The 25438-nt window shown below is 71.0% G+C and carries 23 protein-coding genes; 4 read left to right on the top strand and 19 right to left on the bottom strand.

What is annotated here, in order from left to right; genetic code table 11:
- Positions 1-227 precede the first annotated feature (227 nt).
- From BLA60_RS44890 to BLA60_RS21685, 4 genes are read right to left on the bottom strand one after another with little or no spacing between them, the layout of a single operon-like run.
- The gene (locus BLA60_RS44890) at positions 228-1415 is read right to left on the bottom strand and encodes an electron transfer flavoprotein subunit alpha/FixB family protein (RefSeq protein WP_084735168.1); all 1188 of its coding nucleotides are present in this window, start codon (positions 1413-1415) and stop codon (positions 228-230) included.
- Between the two features lie 45 nt (positions 1416-1460).
- Complete coding sequence (locus BLA60_RS21695; RefSeq protein ID WP_075134776.1) at positions 1461-2228, bottom strand: electron transfer flavoprotein subunit beta/FixA family protein; 768 nt, start codon at positions 2226-2228, stop codon at positions 1461-1463.
- A gap of 14 nt (positions 2229-2242) precedes the next feature.
- Positions 2243-4732, bottom strand: coding sequence for a GcvT family protein (locus tag BLA60_RS21690; RefSeq protein WP_075134775.1), 2490 nt, complete (start codon positions 4730-4732; stop codon positions 2243-2245).
- Between the two features lie 15 nt (positions 4733-4747).
- Positions 4748-5443, bottom strand: a complete 696-nt coding sequence (locus BLA60_RS21685) for a GntR family transcriptional regulator (protein WP_084735167.1) — start codon at positions 5441-5443, stop codon at positions 4748-4750.
- A gap of 382 nt (positions 5444-5825) precedes the next feature.
- Between BLA60_RS21685 and BLA60_RS21680 the strand changes: the two genes are divergently transcribed.
- Complete coding sequence (locus tag BLA60_RS21680) at positions 5826-6527, top strand: DUF5995 family protein (protein WP_075134774.1); 702 nt, start codon at positions 5826-5828, stop codon at positions 6525-6527.
- Here BLA60_RS21680 and BLA60_RS21675 read toward each other — a convergent pair.
- The 5 genes from BLA60_RS21675 to BLA60_RS21655 all read right to left on the bottom strand — a co-directional run bounded on the left by BLA60_RS21675 (position 6524) and on the right by BLA60_RS21655 (position 9827).
- Positions 6524-6853: a hypothetical protein gene (locus tag BLA60_RS21675; RefSeq protein ID WP_075134773.1), complete on the bottom strand. Its 330-nt coding sequence runs from the start codon at positions 6851-6853 to the stop codon at positions 6524-6526. The genes BLA60_RS21680 and BLA60_RS21675 overlap by 4 nt on opposite strands.
- Positions 6854-6963: 110 nt before the next feature.
- Positions 6964-7668: a hypothetical protein gene (locus tag BLA60_RS21670; RefSeq protein WP_075134772.1), complete on the bottom strand. Its 705-nt coding sequence runs from the start codon at positions 7666-7668 to the stop codon at positions 6964-6966.
- Complete coding sequence (locus BLA60_RS21665; RefSeq protein ID WP_075134771.1) at positions 7668-8750, bottom strand: hypothetical protein; 1083 nt, start codon at positions 8748-8750, stop codon at positions 7668-7670. The genes BLA60_RS21670 and BLA60_RS21665 overlap by 1 nt, the downstream gene beginning before the upstream one ends.
- A gap of 10 nt (positions 8751-8760) precedes the next feature.
- Positions 8761-9072 (bottom strand): type VII secretion target, encoded by a 312-nt coding sequence (locus BLA60_RS21660; RefSeq protein ID WP_075134770.1) that lies wholly within the window; start codon positions 9070-9072, stop codon positions 8761-8763.
- Positions 9069-9827 carry a hypothetical protein gene (locus BLA60_RS21655; protein WP_154814504.1) on the bottom strand — a complete coding sequence of 253 codons (759 nt, stop codon included), beginning with the start codon at positions 9825-9827 and terminating at the stop codon, positions 9069-9071. The genes BLA60_RS21660 and BLA60_RS21655 overlap by 4 nt, the downstream gene beginning before the upstream one ends.
- 478 nt (positions 9828-10305) lie before the next feature.
- On the opposite strand from BLA60_RS21655, the gene BLA60_RS21650 reads away from it, so the two are divergent.
- On the top strand, positions 10306-10554 hold the full coding sequence (locus BLA60_RS21650; RefSeq protein WP_075134768.1) for a hypothetical protein: 249 nt from the start codon (positions 10306-10308) through the stop codon (positions 10552-10554).
- Here BLA60_RS21650 and BLA60_RS21645 read toward each other — a convergent pair.
- A complete protein-coding gene (locus BLA60_RS21645) occupies positions 10542-11327 on the bottom strand; it encodes an IclR family transcriptional regulator (protein WP_075134767.1) in 786 nt (261 codons plus the stop codon). The genes BLA60_RS21650 and BLA60_RS21645 overlap by 13 nt on opposite strands.
- Positions 11328-11460: 133 nt before the next feature.
- Here BLA60_RS21645 and BLA60_RS21640 point away from each other — a divergent pair, with 133 nt between their 5' ends.
- Complete coding sequence (locus tag BLA60_RS21640) at positions 11461-12270, top strand: methylenetetrahydrofolate reductase (RefSeq protein WP_075134766.1); 810 nt, start codon at positions 11461-11463, stop codon at positions 12268-12270.
- On the opposite strand, the gene BLA60_RS21635 is transcribed toward BLA60_RS21640, so the two are convergent.
- The 5 genes from BLA60_RS21635 to BLA60_RS21615 are packed head-to-tail and all read right to left on the bottom strand — an operon-like array spanning position 12215 to position 16986.
- Positions 12215-12838, bottom strand: coding sequence for a DUF1638 domain-containing protein (locus BLA60_RS21635; protein WP_211288803.1), 624 nt, complete (start codon positions 12836-12838; stop codon positions 12215-12217). The genes BLA60_RS21640 and BLA60_RS21635 overlap by 56 nt on opposite strands.
- Before the next feature lie 4 nt (positions 12839-12842).
- On the bottom strand, positions 12843-14675 hold the full coding sequence (locus BLA60_RS21630; RefSeq protein ID WP_075134765.1) for an ASKHA domain-containing protein: 1833 nt from the start codon (positions 14673-14675) through the stop codon (positions 12843-12845).
- Positions 14672-15523, bottom strand: coding sequence for a dihydropteroate synthase (locus BLA60_RS21625; protein ID WP_075134764.1), 852 nt, complete (start codon positions 15521-15523; stop codon positions 14672-14674). Before BLA60_RS21625 ends, BLA60_RS21630 begins: the two co-directional genes overlap by 4 nt.
- A gap of 22 nt (positions 15524-15545) precedes the next feature.
- Entirely contained in the window at positions 15546-16223 is a 678-nt protein-coding gene (locus BLA60_RS21620) for a corrinoid protein (RefSeq protein WP_075134763.1), read from the bottom strand.
- Positions 16224-16236: 13 nt separating this feature from the next.
- Entirely contained in the window at positions 16237-16986 is a 750-nt protein-coding gene (locus BLA60_RS21615; RefSeq protein ID WP_075134762.1) for an IclR family transcriptional regulator, read from the bottom strand.
- 102 nt (positions 16987-17088) lie between these two features.
- Here BLA60_RS21615 and BLA60_RS21610 point away from each other — a divergent pair, with 102 nt between their 5' ends.
- Entirely contained in the window at positions 17089-18528 is a 1440-nt protein-coding gene (locus BLA60_RS21610) for a trimethylamine methyltransferase family protein (RefSeq protein ID WP_075134761.1), read from the top strand.
- Between the two features lie 707 nt (positions 18529-19235).
- On the opposite strand, the gene BLA60_RS21600 is transcribed toward BLA60_RS21610, so the two are convergent.
- From BLA60_RS21600 to BLA60_RS21585, 4 genes are all read right to left on the bottom strand, one after another.
- Entirely contained in the window at positions 19236-19958 is a 723-nt protein-coding gene (locus BLA60_RS21600) for a VOC family protein (RefSeq protein ID WP_075134759.1), read from the bottom strand.
- Positions 19959-20032: 74 nt separating this feature from the next.
- Positions 20033-20269, bottom strand: a complete 237-nt coding sequence (locus tag BLA60_RS21595) for a hypothetical protein (RefSeq protein WP_075134758.1) — start codon at positions 20267-20269, stop codon at positions 20033-20035.
- Entirely contained in the window at positions 20266-22581 is a 2316-nt protein-coding gene (locus BLA60_RS21590) for a caspase family protein (RefSeq protein ID WP_084735166.1), read from the bottom strand. Before BLA60_RS21590 ends, BLA60_RS21595 begins: the two co-directional genes overlap by 4 nt.
- Positions 22582-22663: 82 nt before the next feature.
- Entirely contained in the window at positions 22664-25435 is a 2772-nt protein-coding gene (locus tag BLA60_RS21585) for an ATP-binding protein (RefSeq protein ID WP_075134756.1), read from the bottom strand.
- Positions 25436-25438 lie beyond the last annotated feature (3 nt).

Raw genomic sequence — 25438 nt, 5'->3', positions numbered from 1 at the left:
TGGCGGGCTGGCGGGCTGGCGGGCTGGCGGGCTGGCGGGCTGGCGGGCTGGCGGGCTGGCGGGCTGGCGGGCTGGCGACGAGTGTGTGCCAGGTGTGGCGGGGTTGGTCGCGGCGCGGTGGTGTGAGCGAAGTTGTTGTCTGTTGGTGATGTTTCGTTGGACGGCTGCTGGCGGTGGACGGGTGGACCACCGAAACCTGATCGCCGGAGGCCTCCGGTTGGTGCTCCTCAGGTTTCGGAGTGGCGTCGTCTCTCGATCTCCTCGATCACCGCGGGGAGGACCTGGTGGACGTCGCCGATCACCGCGTAGGCGGCGCGGGTGACCATCGGGGCCTCGGGGTCGGTGTTGATGGCGAGGATTCGTTTGGCGTCCATGCAGCCGACCCAGTGTTGGGTGGCGCCACTGATACCGCAGGCAATGTAGAGATCGGGGGTGATGCGGGTACCGGTGAGGCCCACCTGGTCGCTGTGGGGTCGCCAACCGTTGTTGGTGGCCACTCGCGAGCAGCCAACGGCTCCGCCGACCAACTCGGCAAGCCGTTCCAGGATGGCGAAGCCGTCGGCGCTGCCGACGCCTCGCCCGCCGGAGACGACCACCCGTGCGCTCGCCAGGGTGACCCCGGTGGCGACGTCGGTCCGTTCGACGAAACGGGCATAGGCCCTCACGTGATCCAGTTCCGGGGTGAACGCGCGGACCTCGACCGGCACCACGGCGACAGCTGTCGCGTCAGCTGGGCTGGGGCCTGGTGCGACGGTGGCCAGCTTGACCGGCGCGTCCAGTTCCGCGTCTTCCAGCAGGACACCGCCGCCTCGGGTCCGGGTCAGTTGCCAGGTGTCGCCGGGGATGATGGTGGTGCAGTTGGTGGCCAGGGGCAGGTTCGACCTGGCGGCGGCATGCGCCATCAGCTCGTTACCGCGATCCGTTGCCTCGGCGAGGACTCCGGTCGGGGACAGGTGACGGATGAGTTGCGCCATCGCCTCGCCCCAGTGTTCCGGTGCGGGGTTGGCGGGTAGTACGACCTGGTGCACGGTCGCCACACCGGACGCGGTGAGCAGGGCAGCCGCTTCCGCTGGGATGACGGCGCTGACATCGACGGCATGGGCGGAGCCGGTGGCATGAGCGGAGCCGGTGGGGGTCGCAGTGGCGGTGGCCGCGGCCGTGGCGGTGTCGGCGGCGGTGTCGGTGGCCGTGTCGGTGGCCGTGTCGGTGGGGGTGTCGGCGGGGGTGTCGGTGGCCGTGTCGGTGGCGCGGGTTTCACCGGGCTGGGGCGTGGCGGTGAAGGAGCTGGGGACTTCCGTGGGGGCGGTGAAGGTTACGGCTTCTACGTGGTCGTCGAGGTGGTGGGCGGCGGTCAGCGCGGCCGCTGAAGCGGGGGTGATTTCCCCGTTCTCTATCTGTACGACGGTGAGCAGCATGGTGGCTCCGCGTTGTTGGGGCGCACGGCTGGAAGGAGGGCTACGTCAGGTCAAGATCGTCAAGCCAAGATCGGTGAGGAGGTCCGCCACGTGCGGAGCGGCTTCCGGGCCCCGGCCCAGGATCACGGTTTCGCGGGTCGCTTCTGGTGGGGAATGGAAGCGGAGTGTGCGTAGACCGCCGGGCGCCAGTTCCGGGTTCACGGTTCGGATGGGGGTTTTCTTCGCCCGCAGACGGCCCTTGATGCTGGGATATCTCGGGAGGTTCAAGCCCTCTTTGACCGCCACCGCCGACGGCAGGTCGACCTCATAGGTTTCGTTTCCTGCTGGGGAGTCGCGTTGGAAACGGGCCTGGTTGGTGGCGGGGTCGATCGTGATGGCTTTGACGGCGCTGACTATCGGGAGGGACAGGGCATGCGCTACTCGGATGGCGACCTGGTAGTTGCCGGCGTCGGCCGACTCGTTGCCGAAGATGACGAGGTCGGGGGTGCTCAGGGTGGCGACGGCCTCGGTGATGGCTGTTGCCGTGGCCTGGGGATCCGGGTCGGGGTCGGTGGTTTCCACCAGCACCGCGTGGTCGGCGCCCAGGGACAGCGCATAGCGCAGCTGCTCCGCCGACTCCGGCGGGCCCACGGTCAGCACCGTGACGCTGCCGCCGTGGCGTTCGACCAGGCGGACCGCCTCCTCCACGGCGCATTCCTCGTGGGGGCCGATGGTGAAACCCAGATGTCGGGTGTCCACCTCCCTACCGTCCTCGGTGAGAGGGACTTCCGATCCTGTCGCGGGCACTCGTTTCACGCACACCAGAACGTCCACCGCCGACACTCCTTTCAGGCCTTCATCCGGTCGTCGGCCGGGTCGAACAGGGGGCGGCGGCCCACCCGGGCCACGGTCACCGGGTAGCGGGTGCCCATGTACTCGACCAGCAGGCCCTCACCTTCCACGGCGTGTCGTGGGGGGAGGTAGGCCATCAGCAGGTACGCGCCCACCGACGGGCCGGCGCCGGCACTGGTCACATAGGACGGTCGGCCCTTCGCGTCGGTGATGCGTTCGCCGGTGGGGGTCAGGATCGGTTCGCCGCCCTGGGGGTAGCGACGTTCGTCCATCGTCAGGGTGCACAGGACGGCCGCGCGGTCCCGCGCCCGGGCTTCCAGGTACGCCTCCTTGCCGATGAAGGGCTGGGACTTCACCTTCGGCAGCGCCAGGTCCGCCTCCACCGGGTCGTACTCGGAGTCCAGTTCGGCGCCCATCAGGCGGTAGCCCTTCTCCAGCCGCCCCGTCGTGCCGTAGACGCCGATGCCGGCCGGCACCACGCCGTGTGGCTGGCCGGCCTCCCACAGGGTGTCCCACAACCGCAGGCCCTGCTCGAACGGGGCATGCAGCTCCCAGCCCAGCTCCCCCACGTACGACAGGCGCAGGGCCAGCACCGGCACGCCGGCGACGGTGATCCACCGGCCGGTGCCGAACGGGAAACCCTCGTTGGTGACGTCGTCGTCGGTGACGCTGGCGAGAACGTCCCTGGCTCGGGGGCCCCACAGTCCCACCGTGCACACCGACGACGTGAGGTCGGCGAAGGTGACGTCGCCGGGAAGGTTGTCGGTGAACCACTTGCGGTCGCGGGCGCCGTCGGCGCCGCCGGTCACCACCCGGAAGCGGTCGTGCGCCAGCCGGACGAACGTCACGTCGCCGCGGAAGCCGCCGGCCGGGCCCAGGAGCGGGGTGTAGACCAGGCGGCCCACCGGGCGGTCGAGTTGGGCCACCGCCAGGTTCTGCACGTGATCCAGGGCCCCGGGGCCGGCGAACTCGAACTGGGCGAACGCCGTGAGGTCGATCATCGCCACGCGGTCGCGCATGGCCAGGTGTTCGGCGGTGCTGATCGGTGACCACCAGCGCGCGTCCCACTCGTGCTGGCGGTCGGCGATCCGGTCGGCGTACTCGTCGAGCAGCGGGCGGTTCGACTCGTACCACTGCGGGCGCTCCCAGCCGCCGACCTCGAAGAACTCGGCGCCCAGCGTGACCTCGCGCTGGTGGAACGGGGACAGCCGCTGCCCCCGGTTGCTCGACCACTGCTCACGGGGGTGCACGATCCCGTACGTCTTGTTGAAGCCCTCCGACGCGCGCGCCCGCACGTGGTACGACGTGCGTTGATGGGGGTAGAACCTGGCGATGTCCGCGCCGTGCAGGTCGATCTCCGTGTGGCCCTCGGTCATCCACTGCGCGACCATCCGGCCGACGCCGGGGCCCTCCTTGATCCACACCGCGGCGGCCGACCAGAGGCCGGCGACCTCCGGGGTTTCGCCGAGCAGCGGCGAACCGTCGGGGGTCAGGGACAGCAGGCCGTTGATCGCGTGCCGCACCCCGGCCCCGGGCGTGGCCAGGACCTGCGGGAACAGGTCCAGGGCGTCCTGCATCTGGGGGTCGAAGTCGTCGGCGGTGAACGGGAGTTGGGTCGGGGACAGCGGGGACGCGGCGATCGAGGGGATGTCGTCGGGCTCGTGCAGGATGGGGCGGTGGGCGTAGGAGCCGACTTCCAGGTCCGCGCCGCTCTGCCGTTCGTACATCAGGGTGTCCATGTCCCGCACGATCGGGAACGCGATCTCCGTGTTCGTCGCCGCCAGTTCCGGGATGGGGCCGACGTCGATCATCTGGTGGACGGCCGGGGTCAGCGGGATGCTGGCTCCGGCCAGGCGCGCGATCCGGGGGCTCCACACGCCGCAGGCGATGACGACCGTGTCGGTTTCGACGTCGCCCTTGTCGGTGCGGACCAGCGACACCCGGCCGGCGCGGGTCTCGATCCCCAGGACCTCGGTCTGGGCACCGATCCGCAGGGCGCCCAGGGCCGTCGCGTGCTCGCGCATCAGCGCGCCCGTCCGCAGTGGATCGACCACCGCCGCCGACGGGGTCCAGAAACCGCTCAGCAACAGGTTCTTGTCCAGATAGGGCACCAGTTCCGCGATCCGGTCCGGGGTGATGATCTCCGCCGGCACTCCCCAGGACGTCGCCGACGCCATGCGCCGGCCGAACTCCTCGACCCGCGCCGGTTCGCGGGCGACCTCGATGCCGCCGCAGGTGGTGAGCGTGCCGAACTTCTCGTACTGGGCCATCGAGTCCAGCGTCAGCGCGGTCAGTTCCTTCGAGTGGTCGACGGGGAAGATGAAGTTCGACGCGTGCCCGGTCGACCCGCCCGGATCGGGCAAGGGCCCCTTGTCCAGCAACAGGATGTCCCGCCATCCCCGTTCGGCGAGGTGATAGCTCACCGAGTTCCCCACGATCCCGGCACCGATGACGACGACCTTGGCACTGTTCGGCAGGTTGGTCATGTGCTGCTCCTCCTGTCACAGGGCTGAGCGGATCTTGTCCTCGAAGTCGGCGACATGGCGGCTGGCGATCCGTTCCGCGGCGGACGCGTCCCGGTCACGTACCGAGGTGAGCAGCTCGACGTGCTCGCCGACGGCGTGTTCCAGATGCGGCAACTGGTCCAGCACGAGGAACCACAGCCGCAGGCTGTGCACGTAGTACTCCTCGAGCGTCGCCGCGAGAAAACCGTTGTGGGTGGCGCGATGCACGAGCCGGTGCACCCGCTGGTCGAGTCGGATCAGGTCGCGTTGGCCGGTCGGGGCGGCGGCGAGATCAGCGAGGTCGGCGAGCAGAGCGTCGGCCTCGGCGAGTTCACCGGGGCGGGCGCGGCGGGCGGCCAGGCCGGCGGCGTAGCCCTCCAGCCGGGTCCGGACCTCGCTGATCGCCCGCAGGTCCCCGAGGTCGACGTGGCTGGCGAACATGCCCCGCCGGGGCACGACCTCCACCAGCCGGGCGTCGGCCAGCCGGCGCAGCGCCTCCCGGATCGGGGTGCGGCCCAGGCCGAGCTGGTCCTGCAGGTCACGCTCGTCGATCGTGGCGCCCGGTGGGATCTCCAACGTCACCAGCCGGTCCCGCAGCAGGAAGTAGGCCTTCTCGCTGAGGCTGGCGACCCGGGTGCTCGGCTCGACGGTCACCAGGTCCGGCAGGAGATGTCCGCCTGTCGTCGTGGCCACTGGTACATCGTAGATATATCAGCGCCGTACGCAACACCCTTCATCTCACGCAACAAAAAATCCTGTTGCCCGACGATCGGCCGTCGGCCGGCCTTCCGCTCGCTGACCTGGGGGAACACCCTCGACCTGTCCGGCCAGGTGCCGGAGGCCACGACGGCGGTGGTCCGGCGTCGCGCCGACCCGTTCGTCGTGCGTGACCGTGTGGCCACCCGGCCGACCGTGTGCTCGTCGACCTCGCCGGCTACGTCGCGTCGACGTGAGAATCGTTCGAGTGGACTTTCTGGAGTAGGGGGGCGAACTGCGGGACGGTTCCTGGGTACGGAGAGCCGCCGCGCCCGCGTGGCGGGCGCGGCGGCCGACGAACCAGTCGAAGGAGTTGGACATGGCATCGTCATCGACCCAGGCCCCGACCACAGTGGAACAGGTGATCGCCAGGATGCGGGCGATCGACGCGGAGTTGGACCCGCGCGACGGGGTCGCCTGCTTCAACCGGATGTACCTGCGGGTCACCGAACTGGTCGGCCAGAACATCACCGACGGGTTCTTCGCCGACCCGGTCTTCCTTGAACGCATGGACGTTCTGTTCGCCGGCCTGTACTTCAAGGCCGTGGACGCCGGCACGCCGCCGGTGCCGTGGCAACCGCTGTTCGGTGCCCGGGACAACCGCACGGTGTGGCCGTTGCAGTTCGCGCTGGCCGGGATGAACGCGCACATCAACCACGACCTGCCGCTGGCGGTGATCATGACCTGTCAGGAACGCGGAACCACCCCGGACACCGAGCCGGTGCACGCGGACTACCTGCGGGTCAACGAACTCCTGGCGAAGGTCGAGGCCGAGGTGCGCGCCGAGTACGAACCGGACTTCGCCAGGATCGCCACGGCCGACGCGGAGGAACTCAAGCACGTCCTGTCCGGCTTCAGCATCGCCCGCTCCCGCGACGTGTCCTGGGGCAGCGCCTGCACGCTGTGGTCCCAGCGCAACCTGACACCGCTCTACAACACGACGTTGTCCGCTCTGGCCGCCGAGGTCGCCCTCGCCGGCACGGCGCTGGTCGCGCCGGTCGTCCCGCCGCCGGCCGGTTAGCAGGTGGCGACGTCGAGCGGGAAGCCGTTCGCGCTGGTCACACCGAGGTCACGGATCTCAGCCGGGTTGACCGTGTAGCAGGGGAACCAGCCGCCCTCCGGCGAGTACAGGCGGACGACGACCGGCTGGGCCGCGCAGTTGTAGTAGCTGTAGTAGCGCAGTGAGCCGAAGTACGGTTCCCACGGCGTGGTGTGGATGTTGAGCCCGCACTCGACAGCGGCGACGCCGGGTGAGGCGGCGGGCTGGGCGGCGGCCGGGGCCGCGGTCGCGACCGCCGCTCCGGCGAGCACGGCGAGGATCGCGCCGACAACGGTTTTCCTGCCCATGGTGGCTCCCTTCCTGTTGGGGAGCCCAGTGTGGGCGGGCGCCGCCGGGCGGGGCAAGGGTCGCGCCCCGGAAGGTTCCACTGGCGGAGAACCGTTGGGGCGCAACAGCATCAGTCACGTGCCTCGCCGAGGACCGGCGGGGCGACGATGGCGTCGCCGTGGCCGAAGAGGTCGTGGAGTTCCTCGTTGGTGTAGTTGAGCGGGTACTTGGTGGACTCGCGGGTGCGGGGCGGCGGGAGATGCCGGAACGTCGGCCGGGGCGGGTCGACGACGACGGTGGCGGGGCGGGGTTCGTGGGAGCGCAGCCAGGCGAGCTGGTCGGTGAGGTCGCTGATCTGGTCCTGGGCGCGGCGTAGTTGGTCGCGCAGCACCCTGGCCTCGCCGGCCGCCTCGGCGAGCTGGCGCCGCAGTTCCTCGTTCTCGGTGTGGTCACGGCCCTGGTCGTTGACGTTGCGGGCGTCCTGGAGGGCGGCGGAGGTCCGGGAGATCACCTGGGTGACGTCGCCGGCCGGTTCTCTGTCGCTTGTGGACTGTTCGGGGTCGGCGGTGAGAACACGGGCCCAGGAACGCAGCCAGGCGGCACGGTCGTTCTCCGGGACGGCGCAGACCTCCAGATAGGTCACCAGGAAGTCACGGCGCGGCAGTTCCCCGGCGAGGACCTGGCCGATCTTGGTGCGGCGCAGGCGGTTGGCGCTGCGGTTCTCGATCTCGCGGTGCGACAGTGGGCCGGCGAGCACCCTGGCCCGGTCCAGACAGGCGATGAACTCCTCCCGCGACCGGGCTCGTGTCACGGGAATCGACAGTGGATCGGTCATCAGTCGTCTCCGTCCCATTTGACATCGGTGAGAACCGTGGCGGGCGGCATGGTGCGCAGATAGGTGGCACGTTCCTGCTCATCGCGGGCCGCGGTGGGGAGGGTCGGCCGCAGCCCGCCGGCGAGGCCGGCCTGGGGCGTGGAGTCGGCTCCCGCGTCGGCCGGATCGAGGACGGACGTCAGCGCGGAGGCTCCGTGGTCGACGGCCGGCGGGTCGCCACCGCCGAGGCGCGGTTCGGGCAGGGTGTCGGCGGACAGCTCCGGCAGGGAGCCGGGCCCACCGAACCGAGGCTCGGGAAGCCTCGGCTCACCCGGCCGGAACTCGCCACCGGGCGAGTGGTCCGAGTCGACGCCATCGCCCAGGCGGGGCTCGGACAGGTGACCCGACGTGTCGAACCGAGACCCCGGATCCGGCGCGAACTCGGGCAGAGACGACATGGCCGAGTGGTCCGTGGACACCGCTGCGACGCCGGGCACGGCATCGCCGGGACGAGGCTCGGGGAGGTGGCTCGGGGTGCCGGGCGCGGACAGAGACGCCGTATCGGGCCGGGGAAAGCCGGCGGCCGGGAGGTCGGAGAGCTGGCCGCGGGGTTCGGGCAGGTGAGCGGCGGTGTCGAATCCGGAGTCGGACAGGTGGTTCGTGGTGGTGGGGAACGGGGTGTCGGGCCGGGTGGTGGCGGGGGGCTGGTCGGGCGGGGTCAGGTTGTCCAGGTCGGCGGCGCGGGACAGGAGGTAGTCGGCCAGGCGGGTGGTGGCGGTCTGGTGGACCTGGCGCATGTGGGGGCGCTCGCTGGCGTCCTGCCACAGCACGGTGAGTTCAGCCTGGAACGTCTGGTGGGCGGCGACGGTGTGCAGGGTCTCGGTCGTGACACCGTGCAGGGCGGTCAGGTCGTTGGTGAACGGGGTCCTCGCCCGGGAGTGGTACGCGTCGCTGGCCGGGCCGCGCCAGTTCGGGGGCGTGAGCGCCGGGGCGGTCGCCACGCTGTCGGTGAGGGTGTGGTCGTAGGCGGTCAGCAGATCGAGCAGTGCGCGCACCCGGCGCGTGGAGTCGGCCAGTTCGTCGGCCGGGTCCGGTGCCACCATCGTGGGATCCCTAGTCGTCGGATGGGTCGGGGTGGGGGGTCAGGGGGGTGTCGGCGTGGAGGTAGTCGGTGGCGCTCGCCCGGAGGCCGGCGCCGAGGTGTTCGGCCTGGGCCGCCAGGCGCAGGGTCGCGGCGCGCAGGCTGGCGCGGTAGGTCGCGATCGCGGTGGCCAGGTGTTCGTCGGACGGCTGGTCCGTGGCCTCGGACCACCAGTCGCCGATTCGCTCGTCCTTCCACACCAGGTGGGTGAAGGCGTCGCTGACGGTGTTGGCGTGGTCGGCGGCGACCACCAGCTCGTCGGGGTCTACCGAGAAGTCCCTCACAGGTCCCTTAGCTCCTTCGCGTTCCAGTACCAACCGCCCTGGGTGCCGTTGGCCAGTTGGTTGACGGCCAGGCCGAGGTCGTCCTGGCCGCGCAGCACCGTCAGCACCCGGTGGCCGGGGCGGCACCACAGCACCTTGCGTTCCGGGCGGCCCTCCCAGAACCGGCGGTACAGCGACTCGTCGGTGAACGCCGGCAGGTAGTGCCGGTCGGTGCCGAAGAACGCCGGCAACCCCGACGGCTCCTCGGTGGCGATCGTGACCAGCTCCTTCACCGGGGTGGTGGCGAAGTACAGCAGCGTCCGGGGCAGGTACCCCTCGGCGGCGTCGCGGTCACGCGGGCTCTCCACGTGCCAGGCCGCCGGGCCGGGGCCGCCGGCCAGCCGCTCGTGGTCCAGCTGGCGCCGGTGCTCGGCGTGCACGCGCACCTCCTCGGCGAACTCCTCCCCGGAGGGCTGGCGCAGGTCGGCCCGGCCGAGGTCGCCGGCCAGTGCCTCGACGTACACCGCCGAGAGCTGGGTGTTGGTGGTGCTGGCCGACAGCCCGCCCCGGCGGTGGTTGACCGCCAGCCGGTCCTTCGTGGTCGCGCACCGGATGATCTCCGTGTCGTGCTCGGCGTTGAACGCCGCCCGCAGCGCCGCCCGGTACCGGCTGTTGACCCCGACCCGGTCGATGGACGCGCGGACGTGCCAGCACACCCTCGCCTGCACCCGCACCTCGTCCAGAACGTCCTGTTCACCGATCCGGAACCGCGCCACACATTCACGCCCGAGGAAACGGGCGAGGCTCTCCCGCCACACACCTTCCCTCGTGTGCAGGCACTTCAGCGGGGGGACCAATGCACAACCTCCGGCGATTCGAAAAACTGGGAGTTGACGCGATTCTAGCGACAACGTACGGGACTTCGCCGTTGTTCCCCGAGGGTGTCGCGAGTGGACATCATGTCGCCGGAACGGGCCAGAAACGGGTCACCGGAGCCGCGACTGGACACGGCCGGAGCTGACCGGATCCGGCCCGGGAACTTGCCGGCAAGTTGCCGAAAAGGCGCTCTGCCAGCACGAGGGCAACTTGCCGGCAAGTTGCCGACACGGTCCCGGCCGGACAGACACCCGAACGGCAACTCCTCGAACAATTGCCGGCAATGACGCGGCAATGAATTCCGGACAACTGACCGGCGAGCACCGGTCTGATTTACTTCAGGTAATTCTTTCGAGCATTCTTTTCCCTGGAGGTATCGTGCTCGCCCACATCGGTACGGCTCTGCTGGTGATCCTCGCGTTGATCATCTGCTGCGCCGGCTACCAGGCATTGTTCGGCCCGGCGCCCCGAGCCGAGCGGGCCGAACGCGTGTTGAAGGTGTCACTCGCCGTGCTCGGTGCGGCACTCGGCCTCACGGCCGATCAGGAGATCGCCGAATGGGTGCGGGAGCTCGTCCGATCGGTCACCGAAATGATCGAGACGGCCCGCGTCGGTCAGTCGCCGTAGTACCCGATTCGCGCGCTGATCTCCAGCGCGCCGACCCGGAGCTTCTCCGCGATGTCGGGATAGGCGGCGACCGTCAGGCGGTAGACCGGGCCGGACACGCTGACCGCCGCCACCACCTCGCCGTCGGCGCCCCGGATCGGGGCGGCGACGGCGTTCAGGCCGATCTCCAGCTCCTCGCTGGTGCTCGCCCACCCCCGATCGCGCACCTCGTCCAGCTCGGTGAGCAGCCTGGAGCGGCTGGTGATCGTGTCGGGGGTGAACCGCTCCAGCACGTCCAGGCCGGCGGCCAGGTCGTCCTCGCCGGCCCAGGCGAGCAGGATCTTGCCGCTGGAGGTCGCGTGCAGCGGGGTGCGCTGGCCGATCCAGTTGCGCGCGGCGACCGCCGAGTCGCCGTACTCCTGGGCGATGTTGGTGGCCTGGCCGGAGTCCAGCACGGCCACGTTCACCGTCGCGTCGAAGTCGACGGCCAGGTCACGGCAGACGGGTTGACTCTCCCGGGGCAGGTCCAGCGCGGCGGTCGTGGCGCCGGCGAGGCGCACGATGCCAAAACCCAGCCGGTACTTGCCACGCTCGGAGACCTGCTCCACCAGCTGGCGGTTCTCCAGCGCGCCGACCAGACGGAACGCCGTGGACTTGTGCACGTCCAACTCGGCGGCGATCTCGGTGACCCCGGCCGCTCCACGTCTGGCGAGGATGTCCAGGATCTCCAACGCCCGGTCCACCGACTGGACCTGGACGACCGGGCCCGACTTCCGCTCCCGTTCGTTCCGCATGGCGCAATCCTAGTCACCAAGCTGATCTCCTTGTGGCACAAGCCCTTGACCCGCTGCTCAACGTCTTGTCCACGGCCCGGACCCAGAGTTACACTCGACCTGGCTTATTGCGTATGACGAATCGAGTTGGGCTATGCGCAACAAAGAGCTGCTGGAGCGCCCACGCTACGAGGTCATCCCCACCGCCTCGGTCGAGGACCGGATCCTGGACTCGGTGCCGCGCGAGATCACCGTCACGATCACCGCCTCCCCCACCAAGGGCCTCGAACCGACCTTTGCCCTCGCCGAACGCCTTGCCGCGCAAGGATTCCGCACGGTGCCGCACGTGTCGGCCCGGCTGGTGCGCGACGAGATCCACCTCAAGGAGATCGTCGACCGGCTCGTCGGCGCCGGCATCGAGGACGTCTTCGTGCCCGCCGGCGACTCCACCACCCCCGCCGGACGCTACGACGGCGCGCTCGCCCTGCTCGCCGACCTCGCCGCGCTCGGCCGCCCGTTCCGCGACGTCGGCATCACCGGCTACCCGGAGAGCCACCCGACGATCACCGACGACGTCGTCGTGCAGTCCATGTGGGACAAGCGGGTGCACGCCACCTACATCGTCTCCAACCTGTGCTTCGCACCGAAGTCGCTGGCCACGTGGGTCCAGCGGGTCCGCCGCCGGGGCGTCACGCTGCCGATCCTGCTTGGCCTGGCCGGTCCGGTCCAACGCGCCAAGCTGGTGTCCATGGCCACCAAGATCGGCGTCGGCGAGTCCACCCGGTTCCTGCTGCGCCACGGCTCGTGGTTCGTGCGCATGGCGACCCCCGGCGCCTACTCGCCGGAACGCCTGCTGACCAGGACCGCGCTGCCCGACGGTGACGTCGCCGGGCTGCACGTGTTCACCTTCAACCAGGTCGCGGAGACCGAGCGCTGGCGCCGGGATCTGCTGACCACCCGGTGACCAGCGCCCGCAGCTCCCGCTCCAGACCCTGGTCGCCGACGGTGACGACCTCCAGCGGCAGGCCGAGGAACTCCGCGGCCCGCCGCGCGGCCGTGTGCAGCGGGCCGGTCGGGTACTGGGCCAGCCACACCACCCGCCGGTAGTGCCGGAAGTAGTCCTCCCGCAGCTGCGGGAACCGGTCCAGCCCCAGCTCGGTGACCACCGCGCGGCGGAACGAACGCACCAGGAAGTCGGTCAGCACATAGGTTCCCGGCTCCTGGGCCAGCAACTCCGCCAGCCGCGACGCCCCGGCGAACACGTCGTAGCAGTGCGCGCCACGCAGCCGCGGCACCCGCAGCCGGGCGCACACCTCGTCCAGCGCCCCGTAGGTGCCGCAGTCGGCGAACGCGACCGCGACCGTGGCGTACCGGGCACGCAGCTCGGTCACCGCGTCCTCGACCCGCCCGGCGATCCGGTCGGGACGGTTGTGCAGCAGCGGCGGCAGCGCCCGCACGTCCACCGGCCAGTCGTTGCGCGCGGCGATCCCGGTGACGTGGCCGGCGATCGCACCGCAGGCCACGACCCCCACCCGATCAGGGGAAGGCGAGCTGTTCGATGAACCGGTCGTTGAAGTCCCGTCGGTCGGAGAGCTCGACGTAGCGCACCTCCTCCAGCAGCGTGCTCACCTCGGCCCGCTCCCGCCGCGACAGCAGCGTCATCTTCGCGCCCTCGCCGGCGACGTTGCCGGCGCTGACGATGCGCAGCACCGAGATGTCGGGCACCAGCCCGATCCGCACCGCGCTGGCCGGCGACAGGTAGCTGCCGAACGACCCCGCCAGCAGCACCTGCTGAATGTCACCCACCGTCACCCCCAACTCCTCGACCAGCAGCCGCCAGCCGGTGGCGATCGCCGCCTTGGCGAACTGGAGTTCCCGCACGTCCCGTTGGGACAGGTACACCGCGCCGGTCAGGTCACCGGGCTCGCCCGCCCAGTGCAACACGAACACGCGCTCCGCGCCGATCAGGCACACCCGCTGCGCCAGACCCGGCAGCCGCCGGGCGGCGTCGGCGCGTTCGGCCAGGCGCCCGGAGGCGTCCAGCAGGCCGACGTCGACGAGCGCGGCGACCGCGTCGACCAGACCGGACCCGCACAGTCCCGCCGGCTCGGCGTCCCCGATGACCTGGAGCAGAACGTCCTCTCCGGTGATCTTGACGACCTCGATGGCGCCGTCGGTGGCCCGCATGCCGCAGCGGATCGCCGCGCCCTCGAACGCCGGGCCGGCCGGGGCGGCGGTCGCGAGCAGCCGCCGGCCGTCGCCCAGGACGATCTCGCAGTTCGTGCCGACGTCGACGAACAGCCGCAGCCGCCGGTCGCGGTCCATGCCGGCGGCCAGCATGCCGGCGATGATGTCGCCGCCGACGTAGGCGCCCAGCGCGGGATGCACATAGGCGCGGGCGCGCGGGTGCACCGGCACCCCCAGGTCGGCGGCCAGCACCTCCGGCATCGCCCGGGTGGCCATGACGAACGGCGCGACGCCCAGCGGCTCGGGGTCGATGCCCAGGGCCAGCTGGGTCATCGTGGCGTTGCCGGCGAGCGCGATCTCGTAGACGGTCAGCGGGTCGACGGCCGCCTCCGCGCACACCTCGGCGGTCAGCTCGGCGAGGGTGTCGCGGGCCAGGCCGGTGAGCCGCCCCAGCGCCGCCGGGTCGAGCATGGTGGCACTGATCCGGGTGATCACGTCGGCGCCGAAGGGCTGCTGCTTGTTGAGCATCGACCGCACCGCCGCCGGGGTGCCGGTGGAAAGGTCGAGCAGGGTGGCGACGACCGTGGTGGTGCCCAGGTCGAAGGCGATGCCGTAGCGGCACCCGGCGGTGTCGCCCGGCTCGACGTCCACCAGCCGGTTGTCCACGATCACCGCGGTGACGGCGAAGTCGTTGTCCCGTAACGCTTTCGGTAACGCGCGCAGGGCGTGCAGGTCGACGGTCAGCTCCAGGTCGTCCAGTTCGGCCAGCAGCCGCTCCAGGTCGCTGCGCTGGTCGGTGAGCGTCGGCTCGGTCAGCCGAACGGCCCGTTTCTGCACGGCTGGCCGCAGGATGACCTGCCGGCCGACGCCGACGGTCGCCGCCTTGGGCCGGGTCGCCAGCGGCGGCACGTCGACCGCGACGTCGGCCCGCGCCCTGGCCAGGCACGCCAGCCGCCAGCCGCCAGCCAGCTCCTCGGCGGTGAACGCCCGTTCGTCCATCGCCGACACCGGGATCGCCCCGCCGGTGACCCGCACCCGGCACTTGCGGCAGGTGCCGTGCCCGCCGCAGGTCGAGTCGATGGCGATGCCGTTCCAGCTGGCCGCGTCGAACACCGCCACCCCCGGCGGGACCCGCACCTCCCGCCCGCTGGGCGTGAAGGAGATCCTGACCCGCTCGGTCATCGCTGTTTCGCGCGGTAGGCCGCGATCCACCGGCCGCCCCAGGCGTCGTTGCCCAGCAACAGGTCCGCCGCCCGGACCGACTCGACCAGCGACGGGGTGCGGGCGTCCATGATGGCCGCGGTGAGCCCGCAGTGCATGGCCATCGGCAGGAACGCCGCGCCGAGCGCGGCGCGCGCCGGCATGCCGAAGGAGACGTTCGACGCGCCGACCACCTGGTTGACGCCGAACTCCTCACGGATCAGCCAGATCGTCTCCAACGTCTTGCGCACCAGCGAGGTGTCCGCGCCGACCGGCATCGCCAGCGGGTCGATCACGATGTCGGCCAGCGGGATGTCGTAACGCCCGGTCGCCACGTCGATGATCTTGCGGGTGATCTCCAGCCGCTTGCGCGGGTCGTCGGGGATCTCGTCCTCCTCGTTGGGCAACGCGATCACCGCCGCGCCGTGGCGCTGCACCAGCGGCAGGATCGCGTCCAGCCGGTCCTGCTCGCCGGTGACCGAGTTGACCAGCGCCTTGCCCTGGTACACCGACAGGGCGGCGTCCAGTGCCTCGACGACCGACGAGTCGATCACCAACGGCAGGTCGGTCAGGCCCTGCACCATGGTGACCGCGCTCGCGAGCAGTCGGGCCTCGTCGGTGAGCGGGACGCCCATGTTGACGTCGAGCATGGTGGCGCCGCCGTCGACCTGCTGGGCGACGTCGACCTCGATGCGCGACAGGTCACCGGCGCGCAGCTGCTCGGAGAACTTCGACCGGCCGGTGGGGTTGATCCGTTCGCCGATCACGCAGAACGGCTCGTCCGGTCCGATCACGACCTTGCGGGTCGCCGAGGACAGAATGGTCTGCATGGCGCGCTCTCCTTCGAGGTCCTCAGACGGTCATCGCTGATCTGCGGCGCTGGATGAGTTCCTTGGCCCGCTTGACGGCCGCGGACGCGTCGGCCGCGTAGCCGTCGGCGCCGACGGCGTCGGCGTACTCCTGGGTGACCGGCGCGCCGCCGACCATCACGATCACCTGGTCGCGCAGACCGGCCTTGGTCAGGGCGTTGATGTTGGCCTTGAACATCGGCATGGTGGTGGTGAGAAACGCGGAGAAGCCGACGACGTCGGGCCGGTGCTCCTCGATGGCCGCCACGAACTTCTCCGGCGCGACCTGCACGCCGAGGTCGATGACGTGGAAGCCGGCGCCCTCCAACATGATGTTGACCAGGTTCTTGCCGATGTCGTGCACGTCGCCCTTGACCGTTCCCATGAGGAAGGTGCCGACCGAGTCGGCGCCGGTGTCGGCCAGCAGCGGGCGCAGCACGTCCAGCGCCCCGCTCATGGCGCGGCCGGCGATGAGCATCTCCGGGACGAAGAAGTCACCGCGCTCGAACCGGGCGCCGACCTCCTCCAGCGACGGGATGAGCGCCTCGAAGAGCATGGACTCGGGGGTCATGCCCGAGTCGAGGCCGGTCCTGGTCAGCTCCAGCACCCGGGGGGCGTTGCCGACGAGGGTCTCGTCGTAGAGGGCTCTGAGGATCTCCTGCGGCGTCGAAGGATCACTCACCTGGCACGTCCTTTCATGGCTGGTGACCGAGCAGCTGGGAGATGGTCCTCCCCTGCTCGACGAGGGTGGCGCCGAGGCCGGGGACCTCGGAGCGGGTGATCCGGGTGGTGGCCCCGGACACCGAGATGGCGGCGACCACCGACCCGTCGGCGGCGTGCACCGGCGCGGCGATCGCGGCCAGGCCCTCCTCGAGTTCCTCCCAGGCCAGCGCCCAGCCGCGACGCACCACCTCGGCGAGTTCGCGTTCGAGCTGCGGGCGGGTCATCGCGCGGTCGGTCGGCCAGCGCAGCTCGCCCTTCTGCAGGGCCATCACCCGGTGGGCGTAGAAGACCTTGCCCAGCGCGGTGCAGTGCGGTGGGACGGACACGCCGAGCCAGTTGGTGGCGCCGAGCAGGTAGCTGGAGTCGACCTGGGCGATCTGGACCAGCTCGCCGGCACGCGGAACGGCGAGGTTGACGGTCTCGCCGGTGAGTTCGCTGAGCCGGTCCATCGCCGGTTGGGCCAGCTCCACGAGGTCGCCGGTGGTGTCGTGGCGGGCGGCGTAGACGGCGAAGAGCGGTCCTGGGTGGAACGAGCCGGCGCGGTCGCGGCGCACCAGCCGGTTGCGTTCGAGGGCCTGCAACAGCCGGGAGGTCGTCGACTTGGCGAGACCGACGTCCTCGACCAGTGAGGTGAAGGTGCGTGGGTCGCCGGACTCGACCACCAGGGCGAGCAATGCCGCCGCCCGATCCACTGCCTGACTACCGGCCTGAGTCGCCGTCATAAGAGATCCACTTTCGGCGAAGTTCCATATTGTGGAACCTGCGTTCCATAGGACAAGCGTAAGATTCCGTTCGGCGCACAGTCAAGGTTCTGGAGGCCGTCGATGTTCCGGAATTCGTTGCCCCACTACGAGATCCTCTCCCAGGAGGCGATGGCGACACTGGACGGCGGCTGGCGCCGGCTGGTGTCCGAGATCGGCGTGGAGTTCCTTTCCGACCGGGCATTGGAACTGTTCCGGGCAGCCGGCCAGAAGGTCGAGGAAAACAATGTCCGATTCGACCCGGAATTCCTTCTGGAACAGGTGGCGAAGGCGCCGGCCGAGTTCGACGTGACCGCCCGCAACCCCGACCACACCGTGCACATCGGCGGGGACGCCATGGCGTTCGGCGGCGTCTACGGTCCCCCATTCGTCCGCCAGGGCGAGGTCCGCCGGGACGCGACGATGGCCGACTTCGAGAACTTCGCCCGCCTGGCCCAGAGTTTCCCGGCCCTGGACTCCGCCGGCGGGGTGATCTGCGAACCCAACGACGCGCCGCTGGACTCCCGGCACCTGGACATGACCTACGCGTTGCAGACCCTCACCGACAAGATCTACATGGGCAACGTGGTGTCCGGCGTGAACGCGGCGGACACGATCCGGATGACCGAGATCCTCTTCGGTGGTCGGGAGGCGATCGAACGTGCGCCCGCGACGATCTCGCTGATCAACTGCAACTCCCCACTGCGCTGGGACGAGCGGATGCTGGAGGCACAGTTCGAGTACAGCGCGGCGAACCAGCCGGTGGTCCTGACACCGTTCCTGCTGATGGGCGCGATGTCCCCGGTGTCGATCCCGGCCACACTGGCCCAACAGATCGCCGAGGCACTCACGGGGATAGCGCTGTCCCAACTGATCCGACCGGGCGCACCGGTGATCTTCGGATCGTTCCTGTCCAACATCGACATGCAGTCGGGCTCACCGTGCTTCGGAACACCCGAGTCGGCCGTAGGCCTGCTCTGCACCGGACAGATCGCCCGACGGTTCGGACTGCCGGTGCGCTCAGGTGGAGGACTGACCTCCAGCCAGGTACCGGACGCCCAGGCCGGCTACGAAGCGCTGATGACCATGCTGCCGACGTTCCTGGCCGGAATCAACTGGGTGATGCACAGCGCCGGCTGGCTGGACGGCGGACTGGTCGCCTCCTACGAGAAGTTCGTGATCGACATGCAGATACTGGAGATGCTGCGCGCCGAGTTCCAGCCACTGGAGATCACCGAGGAGTCGCTGGCGTTCGACGCACACACCGAGGTCGGCCACGGCGGCCACTTCCTGGGGGCCGCGCACACCCTGGAACGGTTCCGGGAGTGCTTCTACCGACCGTTCCTGTCCAGCTCGGACAACTACGACCGGTGGCTCAGAGGCGGTGGGCTGGACGCCGCCCAACGAGCTTCCACCGTGGTCGAACGGAAACTGGCCGAGTACCGCCGCCCGGAACTCGACGCCGGCATCGAAGCCGAACTGGCCGACTACGTCACCCGACGCCGCCGAGAACTGGGCGACTGACGCCAGCGGCGACACGGGCGGCAAGGGTTCAGGGTCGGTGGTGGGCCACAGGCAAGACCGCGTCACAACACACAAACACGAACCCCGGCCACTGACCACGAGAGGCCCGAGGCTGGCGGCGAACCACGACCACCAAAGACAGAACTTCCTCACGGCAGAGCAGGCAAAGACCCGAGCCGTTGATCACGGCAGGGTTCGGGTCTGGTGGCGGACCATACAGGGGCAGGGCGCCAGCCCTGCCCCTACGTCCTGCTCAGGGCGGCGGAGGCTCACGGGTCAAGAGGCCCACGGTTGAGTACCAACCCAGACTTTGCCCAGTTCAGGGCCTCTTGAGGCGTGAGGGGCCGCCCGCAAGATCCGCCACCAGACCCGAACCCACCCCCCACCACAAAACCCACAACAGCACACCCCAAGAACGCAGGCAAAGACCACAACACCCACAGCCAAGGGTCAACAACCCCGCCCAACAGGTAGGTAGACCCCCACCCTCCCGGGGGCACCCCTCAGGCCATTCTATCCGGGGCAACGGGTGGAGGGGCCTTCGCCGGCCTAGGCTGTGGACAACTCGAAGCGCGATTGGTGAACGCGGCCAAGCGCCAAGCGCCAAGCGCCAAGCGCCAAGCGCCAAGCGCCAAGCGCCAAGCGCCAAGCGCCAAGCGCCAAGCGCCAAGCGCCAAGCGCCAAGCGCCAAGCGCCAAGACGGTAGCCTACGGGCGGGTGATCACCGAGAACTCTGTGCCGAAAGGATCCGTGATCACTGCGGTCCTCCCGTACGGGGTCTGCTCCGGCGCACCTGCTGTTCCGCCGTTCCCCGCTGCCTTTTCCACCGTCGCGTCCACGTCGGGGACCTCGAACAGGGTTCCCCACGCCGAGGCGGCCGTGGCCTGTCCGAGGATCCCGCCGATCTCCTTCCCGTCCGGGCGGCGGAGGAAGGTGAAGTCGAACTCCGGGAGGTCGGCGTTGCCGTCCAGGGTGAAGTCGAAGACCTCGGTGTAGAAGCCTCGGGCGGCGCCGGCGTCGGCGGTGATCAGGTCGTTGCGGATCAGGGTGTTCGGTTCGTTCACCAGGCGGCAGCCGGGGAGCGATCGGCCCTGCCAGAGGCCGAGTCGTGCGCCGACGGTGTCGATGACCACGGCGCGGCGGGCGCGGTCACCGACCTCGTGCGGTTCCTCGACGATCTCACCGCCGGCGGCCAGGACACGGTCGACCGTCGCGTCGCAGTCCGGGGTGGCGAGGTGGACCGTCCAGCCGGGACCGCCGCCCAGGCCGGCTACCGGCACCCCACGGAGCAGGCAGTCGACGCCGTCGGGGGACTCGGTGAACTCCCACCCGAACACGGTTCCGTAGAACTTCTGGGCGGCCGGCAGGTCGGCCACCCCCAGTGAGATCCAGGTGGGAGTTCCGAGGGGCTGGTTGCGGTCGATCTCCATGACAGGTCCTTCGCGTGTGGTCCGGTGACTACCGGACTCACGCTAGGGGGCATGTAGGTCAGCGGGTGTCCTACTCAGCCGGAGATCTCGGTGGGCCTGGGGCCGCCACCGCCGAGGTCGAACCCCGACGCGACGCCCGTACGACCGTCGAAACGCACCGTGACCTCCCGGCCGTCGGCGTCGGTCAGGGCCAGTTCGGCCACCAGTTCGCTGCTCCTGGCGTTCGCGACGGCGTCGGCCACCTCCCGCAGCTTCTCCTCCGACACGCGGTACTCGATGCCGTCGAGGGTCACGCGGTTCTGCTCGCTCATGAGTCGGTCCCTTCCTCGAATGTGACGCGATAGCTCAGGGTGAAGTCCCTGGCCCGGGCCGTGACCTGCCCCCCCTCCTGGGGCAGGATCGTGGTTCGGTGCAGCGGCACGGTCTCGCCGGCCTCGGCACACAGACGCTCATGCGTCGAGTCCACCGTGGCCGGTGGGACGTCACCGCCCTTCGCGGGGGACACCCAGACGGCCAGGTCGAGGGGGCCTTGTGGGTCTCCTTGGTAGACAACGGGATTCTTCAGGACCAGGCGCTGGCCATCCGCGACGGCGGTGAACCACTCGGTGTGTGACCGGGTCTCGTCGGGGGTGATGGCCACGATGTCCAGGCGCAGCTCGGTGCCGGCGTGGACGCGGTCGTGGTGGACGACCAGCGCATCCACCCGGACCGCCAACGGGGTGCTCGGCGAACGTCCCCACAGGACCGACGCGGGTGGGGGGCGGTCGTCGACCTCGAACACCACCGTTTCCTGAGGCGGCGCGGGGCTGGGGACCAGGTCGAAGTCGATGGTGTGGACGGCGAAACGAACCGACCGATCAGCCGGCGCGGGAGCCAGATCGCGGGGCTCACCCGTCCGCAACTGCGCCAGGACCTGCTCCAACGGCGAACCGACACCCCGAACACCCTGCTGCTCCAACACCCGCGTGTCCACCGGCGCCGACGTCGCCAGCACCAGCACCGTCTCCGGTCTGGGCGTCGCGGTCGGGAGTTCCGCCGGCCACGTCAACGCCACCCCGGGCACCTCGCCGGTCAGCTCGTTACGGCCGAACACGAACTCCTCGCCGGGGCCAAGCCGCTCCCCACCGGGAGACGCCGGAGTGAGCAGGGTGATCGCCGCCGCAACACCGATATCCAGCAGTGAGACATACACGGTGTCCGTGCCGTCGTTGCGGACGCGGAGCTGGATCGGCTGGCCGGCATGCAGGACCGCGCCGGTCGACGGAAGACCCCGACCGCCGGCCAGTCCGAACTCGACGGTCAACGGCGTCGTCAACGCCGCCAGCTGCCGGTCGGCCAGCCTGCGCAACGCCGACGCCCTGGCCAGCCTCGTCAGGTCGCGGACGACCAGCGCCACACCATCGGCGTCCGGCGGACGCGGCGCGCGCAGCGGACCGAACCGGTCGCTGATCACCAGGCCGCCGGCCCGGTCGACCTCGACAAAGACCTCACCCGAGACCTCACCCGAGACCTCCCCGGAGACCTCACCGGCGGCGTGCAGCAGCGGCGCGGCGTCGACTGCGGCGGCCAGGGCCGGCACGGGCGGCAGGGTGACCGGGAGCGTGGGGGCGGCGGTGCGGGTCAGGTGCGCGCGGGCACCGACCGGCACGACGACGCCGGCCGGGGCCACCACACCCCAGGCGGTCGTGGCGTCGACCCTGCTCACCGTGACCGTCGCCAGCACCGGCTCGGGCGCCTCGGCCGGGGTGACGGTGAACTCGTCGCCCGGACCGACGTTGAGCAGCGGCGCACCCGGCAGGCGGGCGATGCCGCCGGCCACCGTGACCGGCAGGCTCGCGACCGGGTCGGCCTCGCGGAGGTCGAACAGCAGCCGCTGGGCCGGGCCCTCGGCCTCCGGGCGCTGGCGCGGCTCGACGGTGAGCACCCGGTGCCGCAAACGGTCGATCACCGACGCCCACGGGATCGCCGGACTCCCCTGCCTTGCCTCGGACAACGCCGTGGTGAGCGCGTCGGTGAGCAGTCCCATCCGGATGCCGGCGCCGTTGCGGCGCTCGTAGGCCGACTGCTCCGGCGCGCACGCCACGATCCGAACCGCGTGCGGATTTCCCTGCGGGCTCAACGAGTTCAGTCGAGGGTTGCGGCGGCGGACGGTGTCCAGATGGGCGGCCAGCACGTGGTGGGGCACCGCCCGGCCGATCGCCCGGACCGCCTGGTCGGGGTCGCGCGACAGGTGTGCGGAGTGGCAGCAGTCCAGGACCACCGTCACGTTCGGCGTCTTCGCGGTCAGCTCGGCCAGCAGCAGGGACAGTTCGGCGGCGGTGATGCCCCGGAAGTCACCGGGGCTGGAGGCCGCGTAGTCCGTTGGCACGATGAACTGGATCCGGCTGGTGTTGGTCCGGCCGCCGTGGCCGCTGTAGTGGACGACGATCGCGTCGTCCGGGCCGGCCTGCGCGATCAGCCGCTCGTAGGCGTCGAGGATGCCGGCGCGGCTGGCGTTCTCGGCCTGACAGCGGGTCGTGCTGAAGTCCCAGTGTTCCAGGGCCTTCGACAGCGCGGTGATGTCGTTGTCCACCCCGCGCAGGCCGGCGGTCTGGGCGCCGATCAGCAAAGCCTTCCGTGCCATCGTTCGCCTTTCCCCCGTTGACCTTCCGTGGTTCGAGCCTAGCGGCGCGGGCGCGGCGGTGGTTTACGTTGTTGGGCGTAACTCACGGGGTCAGCAGACCGGCCTCGCGTGCCACGGCGATGGCCTCGACCCGGCCGTGCACGCCGAGTTTGCGGAACAGGTTGGTCAGGTGCACGCTCACCGTCTTGTCCGAGATGGACAGTTGGCGGGCGATCGTCTTGTTGGTGGCACCGGTACTGGCCGCGCGCAGCACCGCCAGCTCCCGGTCGGTCAGGCCGAACGGGAGCCCTTCGGGGGCGACCAGCCGCAGCCGGGACCGCTTCGCCAGGCGGGTGATCTCGTCCAGCAGCGGACCCGCGTCCAGGCCGGTGGCGATGGTGTGCGCGGCGCGGGCGGCCTCGACCGCCTCGGCCCGCACCGGTGTGTGCGCGGCCCGGAAGTAGGCGTAGGCCGTGGGATACGGGCGTTGCAACGCCTCCCACGCCGCCGCCACCTCCCGCCAGGACACCTGCCCGGTCTCGGCCGCGCACTGGGCCCGCAGCGCGGTGGTCTCCCCGTCGCCCTCGGGGACGGTCCTGGCCAGGGCGGCGAGCTCCGTCGGGTCGGCGGCCGAACGCAGGCCCACCGCGCACAGTTGGGCCAGGGCGCGGGTGTCCTCGGTGTCCCGCACGGCCGCCAGGCCGTGGTCGACCGCGCGGCGGGCCGCCGGCAGGTCGCCGCGCCAGGTGGCGAGGTCGGCCAGGCAGCTGTTCAGCGCGGCGGTGAAGCGGGGGTCGGTGGTGGGGTGGGTCCGCAGGGTGTCGAGCGTGGCCTCGGCGGCGCCGAACCGGCCTTGGGCGACGTCGATCTCGGCGAGCGTCAGGCGCGGGTAGGCGGTCTCCTCCGGGGGGCGGTGGGCGATCGCGTCGTCGAGCCGGGCGGTCGCCTCGGCCCAGCGGCCAAGGCGGAACAGGGCGACCCCGGCGTTGTTGCCCAGCACGCCGGCCTGCCTGGTGTGCGACACGCCGAGCGCCCGCGCCTTGTCCAGGCCGGTGGTCATCGCCTCGACGGCCCTGGTCAGGTCGCCGCTGTGGTCCAGGCAGACACCGAGGTTGCCGTAGGCGCGCAGCATGTCCTCCAGGTGGTCGGACTCGGTGGCGATGCGCAGCGACTCGCGCAGCGCGGCCTCGCCGGCGGCCGGGTCGTCGAGCATGGTGGCGGCCAGGCCGACGCTGTTGAGGGCACGGCCGACCTCGGGGAGCGCACCGAGGGCGCGGGCCTGCGCCACGGCCGCTTCGGCCAGCCGCAGCGCCTCGGTGTAGCGGCCGGCGCGGACCTCGGCGGTGGCCAGCGCCGAGTGCACGCGCACGGTCACCGTCGTCGGGCCGGTGCCGGCCAGCAGGCGGTCGGCGGTGCGGTAGGCCTGCGCGGACTCGGTGACCCGGCCGGCCTCCCACAGGTAGCTGCCCAGACGTTCGTACAGCTCGCCCCGGGCCGATCCGGCGGCGGCGCGGGTGGCCAGGTCGACGGCCTGGGGCAGCCGGCCGGCCCAGCGGGCGGCGTCGGCGGCCAGGGACAGCACCTGCTCGTGGGGCAGGCCGGCGACCCGCTCGGCGTCGGGCACCGTGGGCCACAGGGTGAGCGCCCGGTGGTACTGGGTGTCGGCCTCCTTGAACGCGCGCAGGTCGGCGGCCACCGCCCCGGCGCGGACCGAGGAGGCCAGCGCCTCGGTGGCGCGGCCGGCGGCGAACCAGTGGTGGGCCAGTTCGGGCAGCAGACGCGGGTCGGCGTCCAGGGCGGGAGTGGTGGTGATCGCCTCGGCCATCGCGGCGTGCAGGCGGCGGCGTTCCCGTGGCGAGGCGGTGGCGTAGGCGGCCTCGCGCAGCAGGGCGTGCTGGAACACGTAGGTCTCGGCGATGTCCTGGTCCACCAACAGGATCCGGGCGTCGAGGCATTCGCGCAGGGCGTCGTCGAGGGACTGCTCGTCGCCCAGGACCGCGGCCAGCAGGCCGTCGCTGACCCGGCGGCCGGCGACGGCGGCGACCCGGGCCAGGTGCCTGGCCGGCGGGGTCAGCCTGGCCAGGCGCAGGCGCATGATCTCGGTGAGGGACTCCGGCAGGCGGCGGGGGTCGTCGGCCAGGGCCAGCTGTTCGGCGAAGTACGGGTTGCCGTCGGCGAGTTCGACGTAGCGGGCGAGCCGTTCGCGGGGGACGCCGGCCGGGGCGAGGGCGGCGACCAGCCGCCAGGACTCGGCCTCGGTGAGCGGCAGCAGGCTCAGCCGGTGGGTGCGGCGCATGAACTCCGGTTCGGCCAGCAGCGCGCGCAGCGGGTGGTCGGCCGGCAGGCCCGCCCGGTAGCTGCCGACCAGCAGCATCCGTTCGGTGGAGCGCAGTCTGGTCAGGTAGGAAATCAGGTCCACTGTGGACGGATCGGTCCAGTGCAGGTCCTCCAGGACCAGCACCACCGGGCCGTGGCCGCCGAGCTTGTCGAGCAGGCCCGACACCGCGTCGAAGACCCGGCGCTGGCTGTCCGGGCGGGTCTGGCCGGTGTCACCGAAGTCGGCGATCAGACCGGCGAGCGCCGGGTCGGCCAGCTCCCGCAGCCGCTGCCCGCCGCGCTGACCGACCAGGGCGCGCAGTGCCTCGATCAGCGGGCCGTAGGGGATGGCGCCCGAGCCCAGCGGGACGCAGCCGCCGACGAGCACACCCGCGCCGCCCTCCCGTGCCAGCGCGGTGAACTCGCGCAGCAGGCGGGTCTTGCCCAGGCCGGCGTCGCCGTCGACCAGGACGGTGGCCGGGAGGTGGTCGCGTGCCCGCGCGAGCAGCGCGCCCAGCTGCCCCAACTCCTCGACCCGCCCCACGAAGTCCGCGGCCATGCC

The organism is Actinophytocola xinjiangensis, assembly GCF_001921215.1.
GTDB lineage: Bacteria > Actinomycetota > Actinomycetes > Mycobacteriales > Pseudonocardiaceae > Actinophytocola > Actinophytocola xinjiangensis.
The sequence above is the reverse complement of the archived record's forward strand: the minus strand, read 5'-3'. Positions and strand labels throughout refer to the sequence as shown.

Excerpts from the sequence above, each read along its gene's own strand:
- BLA60_RS21680 (WP_075134774.1), top strand. The coding sequence starts at position 5,826 with ATGGCATCGTCATCGACCCAGGCCCCGACCACAGTGGAACAGGTGATC.
- BLA60_RS21610 (WP_075134761.1), top strand. The coding sequence starts at position 17,089 with ATGTTCCGGAATTCGTTGCCCCACTACGAGATCCTCTCCCAGGAGGCG.
- BLA60_RS21670 (WP_075134772.1), bottom strand. The coding sequence starts at position 7,668 with ATGACCGATCCACTGTCGATTCCCGTGACACGAGCCCGGTCGCGGGAG.
- BLA60_RS44890 (WP_084735168.1), bottom strand. The coding sequence starts at position 1,415 with ATGCTGCTCACCGTCGTACAGATAGAGAACGGGGAAATCACCCCCGCT.
- BLA60_RS21630 (WP_075134765.1), bottom strand. The coding sequence starts at position 14,675 with ATGACCGAGCGGGTCAGGATCTCCTTCACGCCCAGCGGGCGGGAGGTG.
- BLA60_RS21640 (WP_075134766.1), top strand. The coding sequence starts at position 11,461 with ATGCGCAACAAAGAGCTGCTGGAGCGCCCACGCTACGAGGTCATCCCC.
- BLA60_RS21600 (WP_075134759.1), bottom strand. The coding sequence starts at position 19,958 with ATGGAGATCGACCGCAACCAGCCCCTCGGAACTCCCACCTGGATCTCA.
- BLA60_RS21645 (WP_075134767.1), bottom strand. The coding sequence starts at position 11,327 with ATGCGGAACGAACGGGAGCGGAAGTCGGGCCCGGTCGTCCAGGTCCAG.
- BLA60_RS21595 (WP_075134758.1), bottom strand. The coding sequence starts at position 20,269 with ATGAGCGAGCAGAACCGCGTGACCCTCGACGGCATCGAGTACCGCGTG.
- BLA60_RS21585 (WP_075134756.1), bottom strand. The coding sequence starts at position 25,435 with ATGGCCGCGGACTTCGTGGGGCGGGTCGAGGAGTTGGGGCAGCTGGGC.
- BLA60_RS21675 (WP_075134773.1), bottom strand. The coding sequence starts at position 6,853 with ATGGGCAGGAAAACCGTTGTCGGCGCGATCCTCGCCGTGCTCGCCGGA.
- BLA60_RS21590 (WP_084735166.1), bottom strand. The coding sequence starts at position 22,581 with ATGGCACGGAAGGCTTTGCTGATCGGCGCCCAGACCGCCGGCCTGCGC.
- BLA60_RS21625 (WP_075134764.1), bottom strand. The coding sequence starts at position 15,523 with ATGCAGACCATTCTGTCCTCGGCGACCCGCAAGGTCGTGATCGGACCG.
- BLA60_RS21665 (WP_075134771.1), bottom strand. The coding sequence starts at position 8,750 with ATGGTGGCACCGGACCCGGCCGACGAACTGGCCGACTCCACGCGCCGG.
- BLA60_RS21615 (WP_075134762.1), bottom strand. The coding sequence starts at position 16,986 with ATGACGGCGACTCAGGCCGGTAGTCAGGCAGTGGATCGGGCGGCGGCA.
- BLA60_RS21690 (WP_075134775.1), bottom strand. The coding sequence starts at position 4,732 with ATGACCAACCTGCCGAACAGTGCCAAGGTCGTCGTCATCGGTGCCGGG.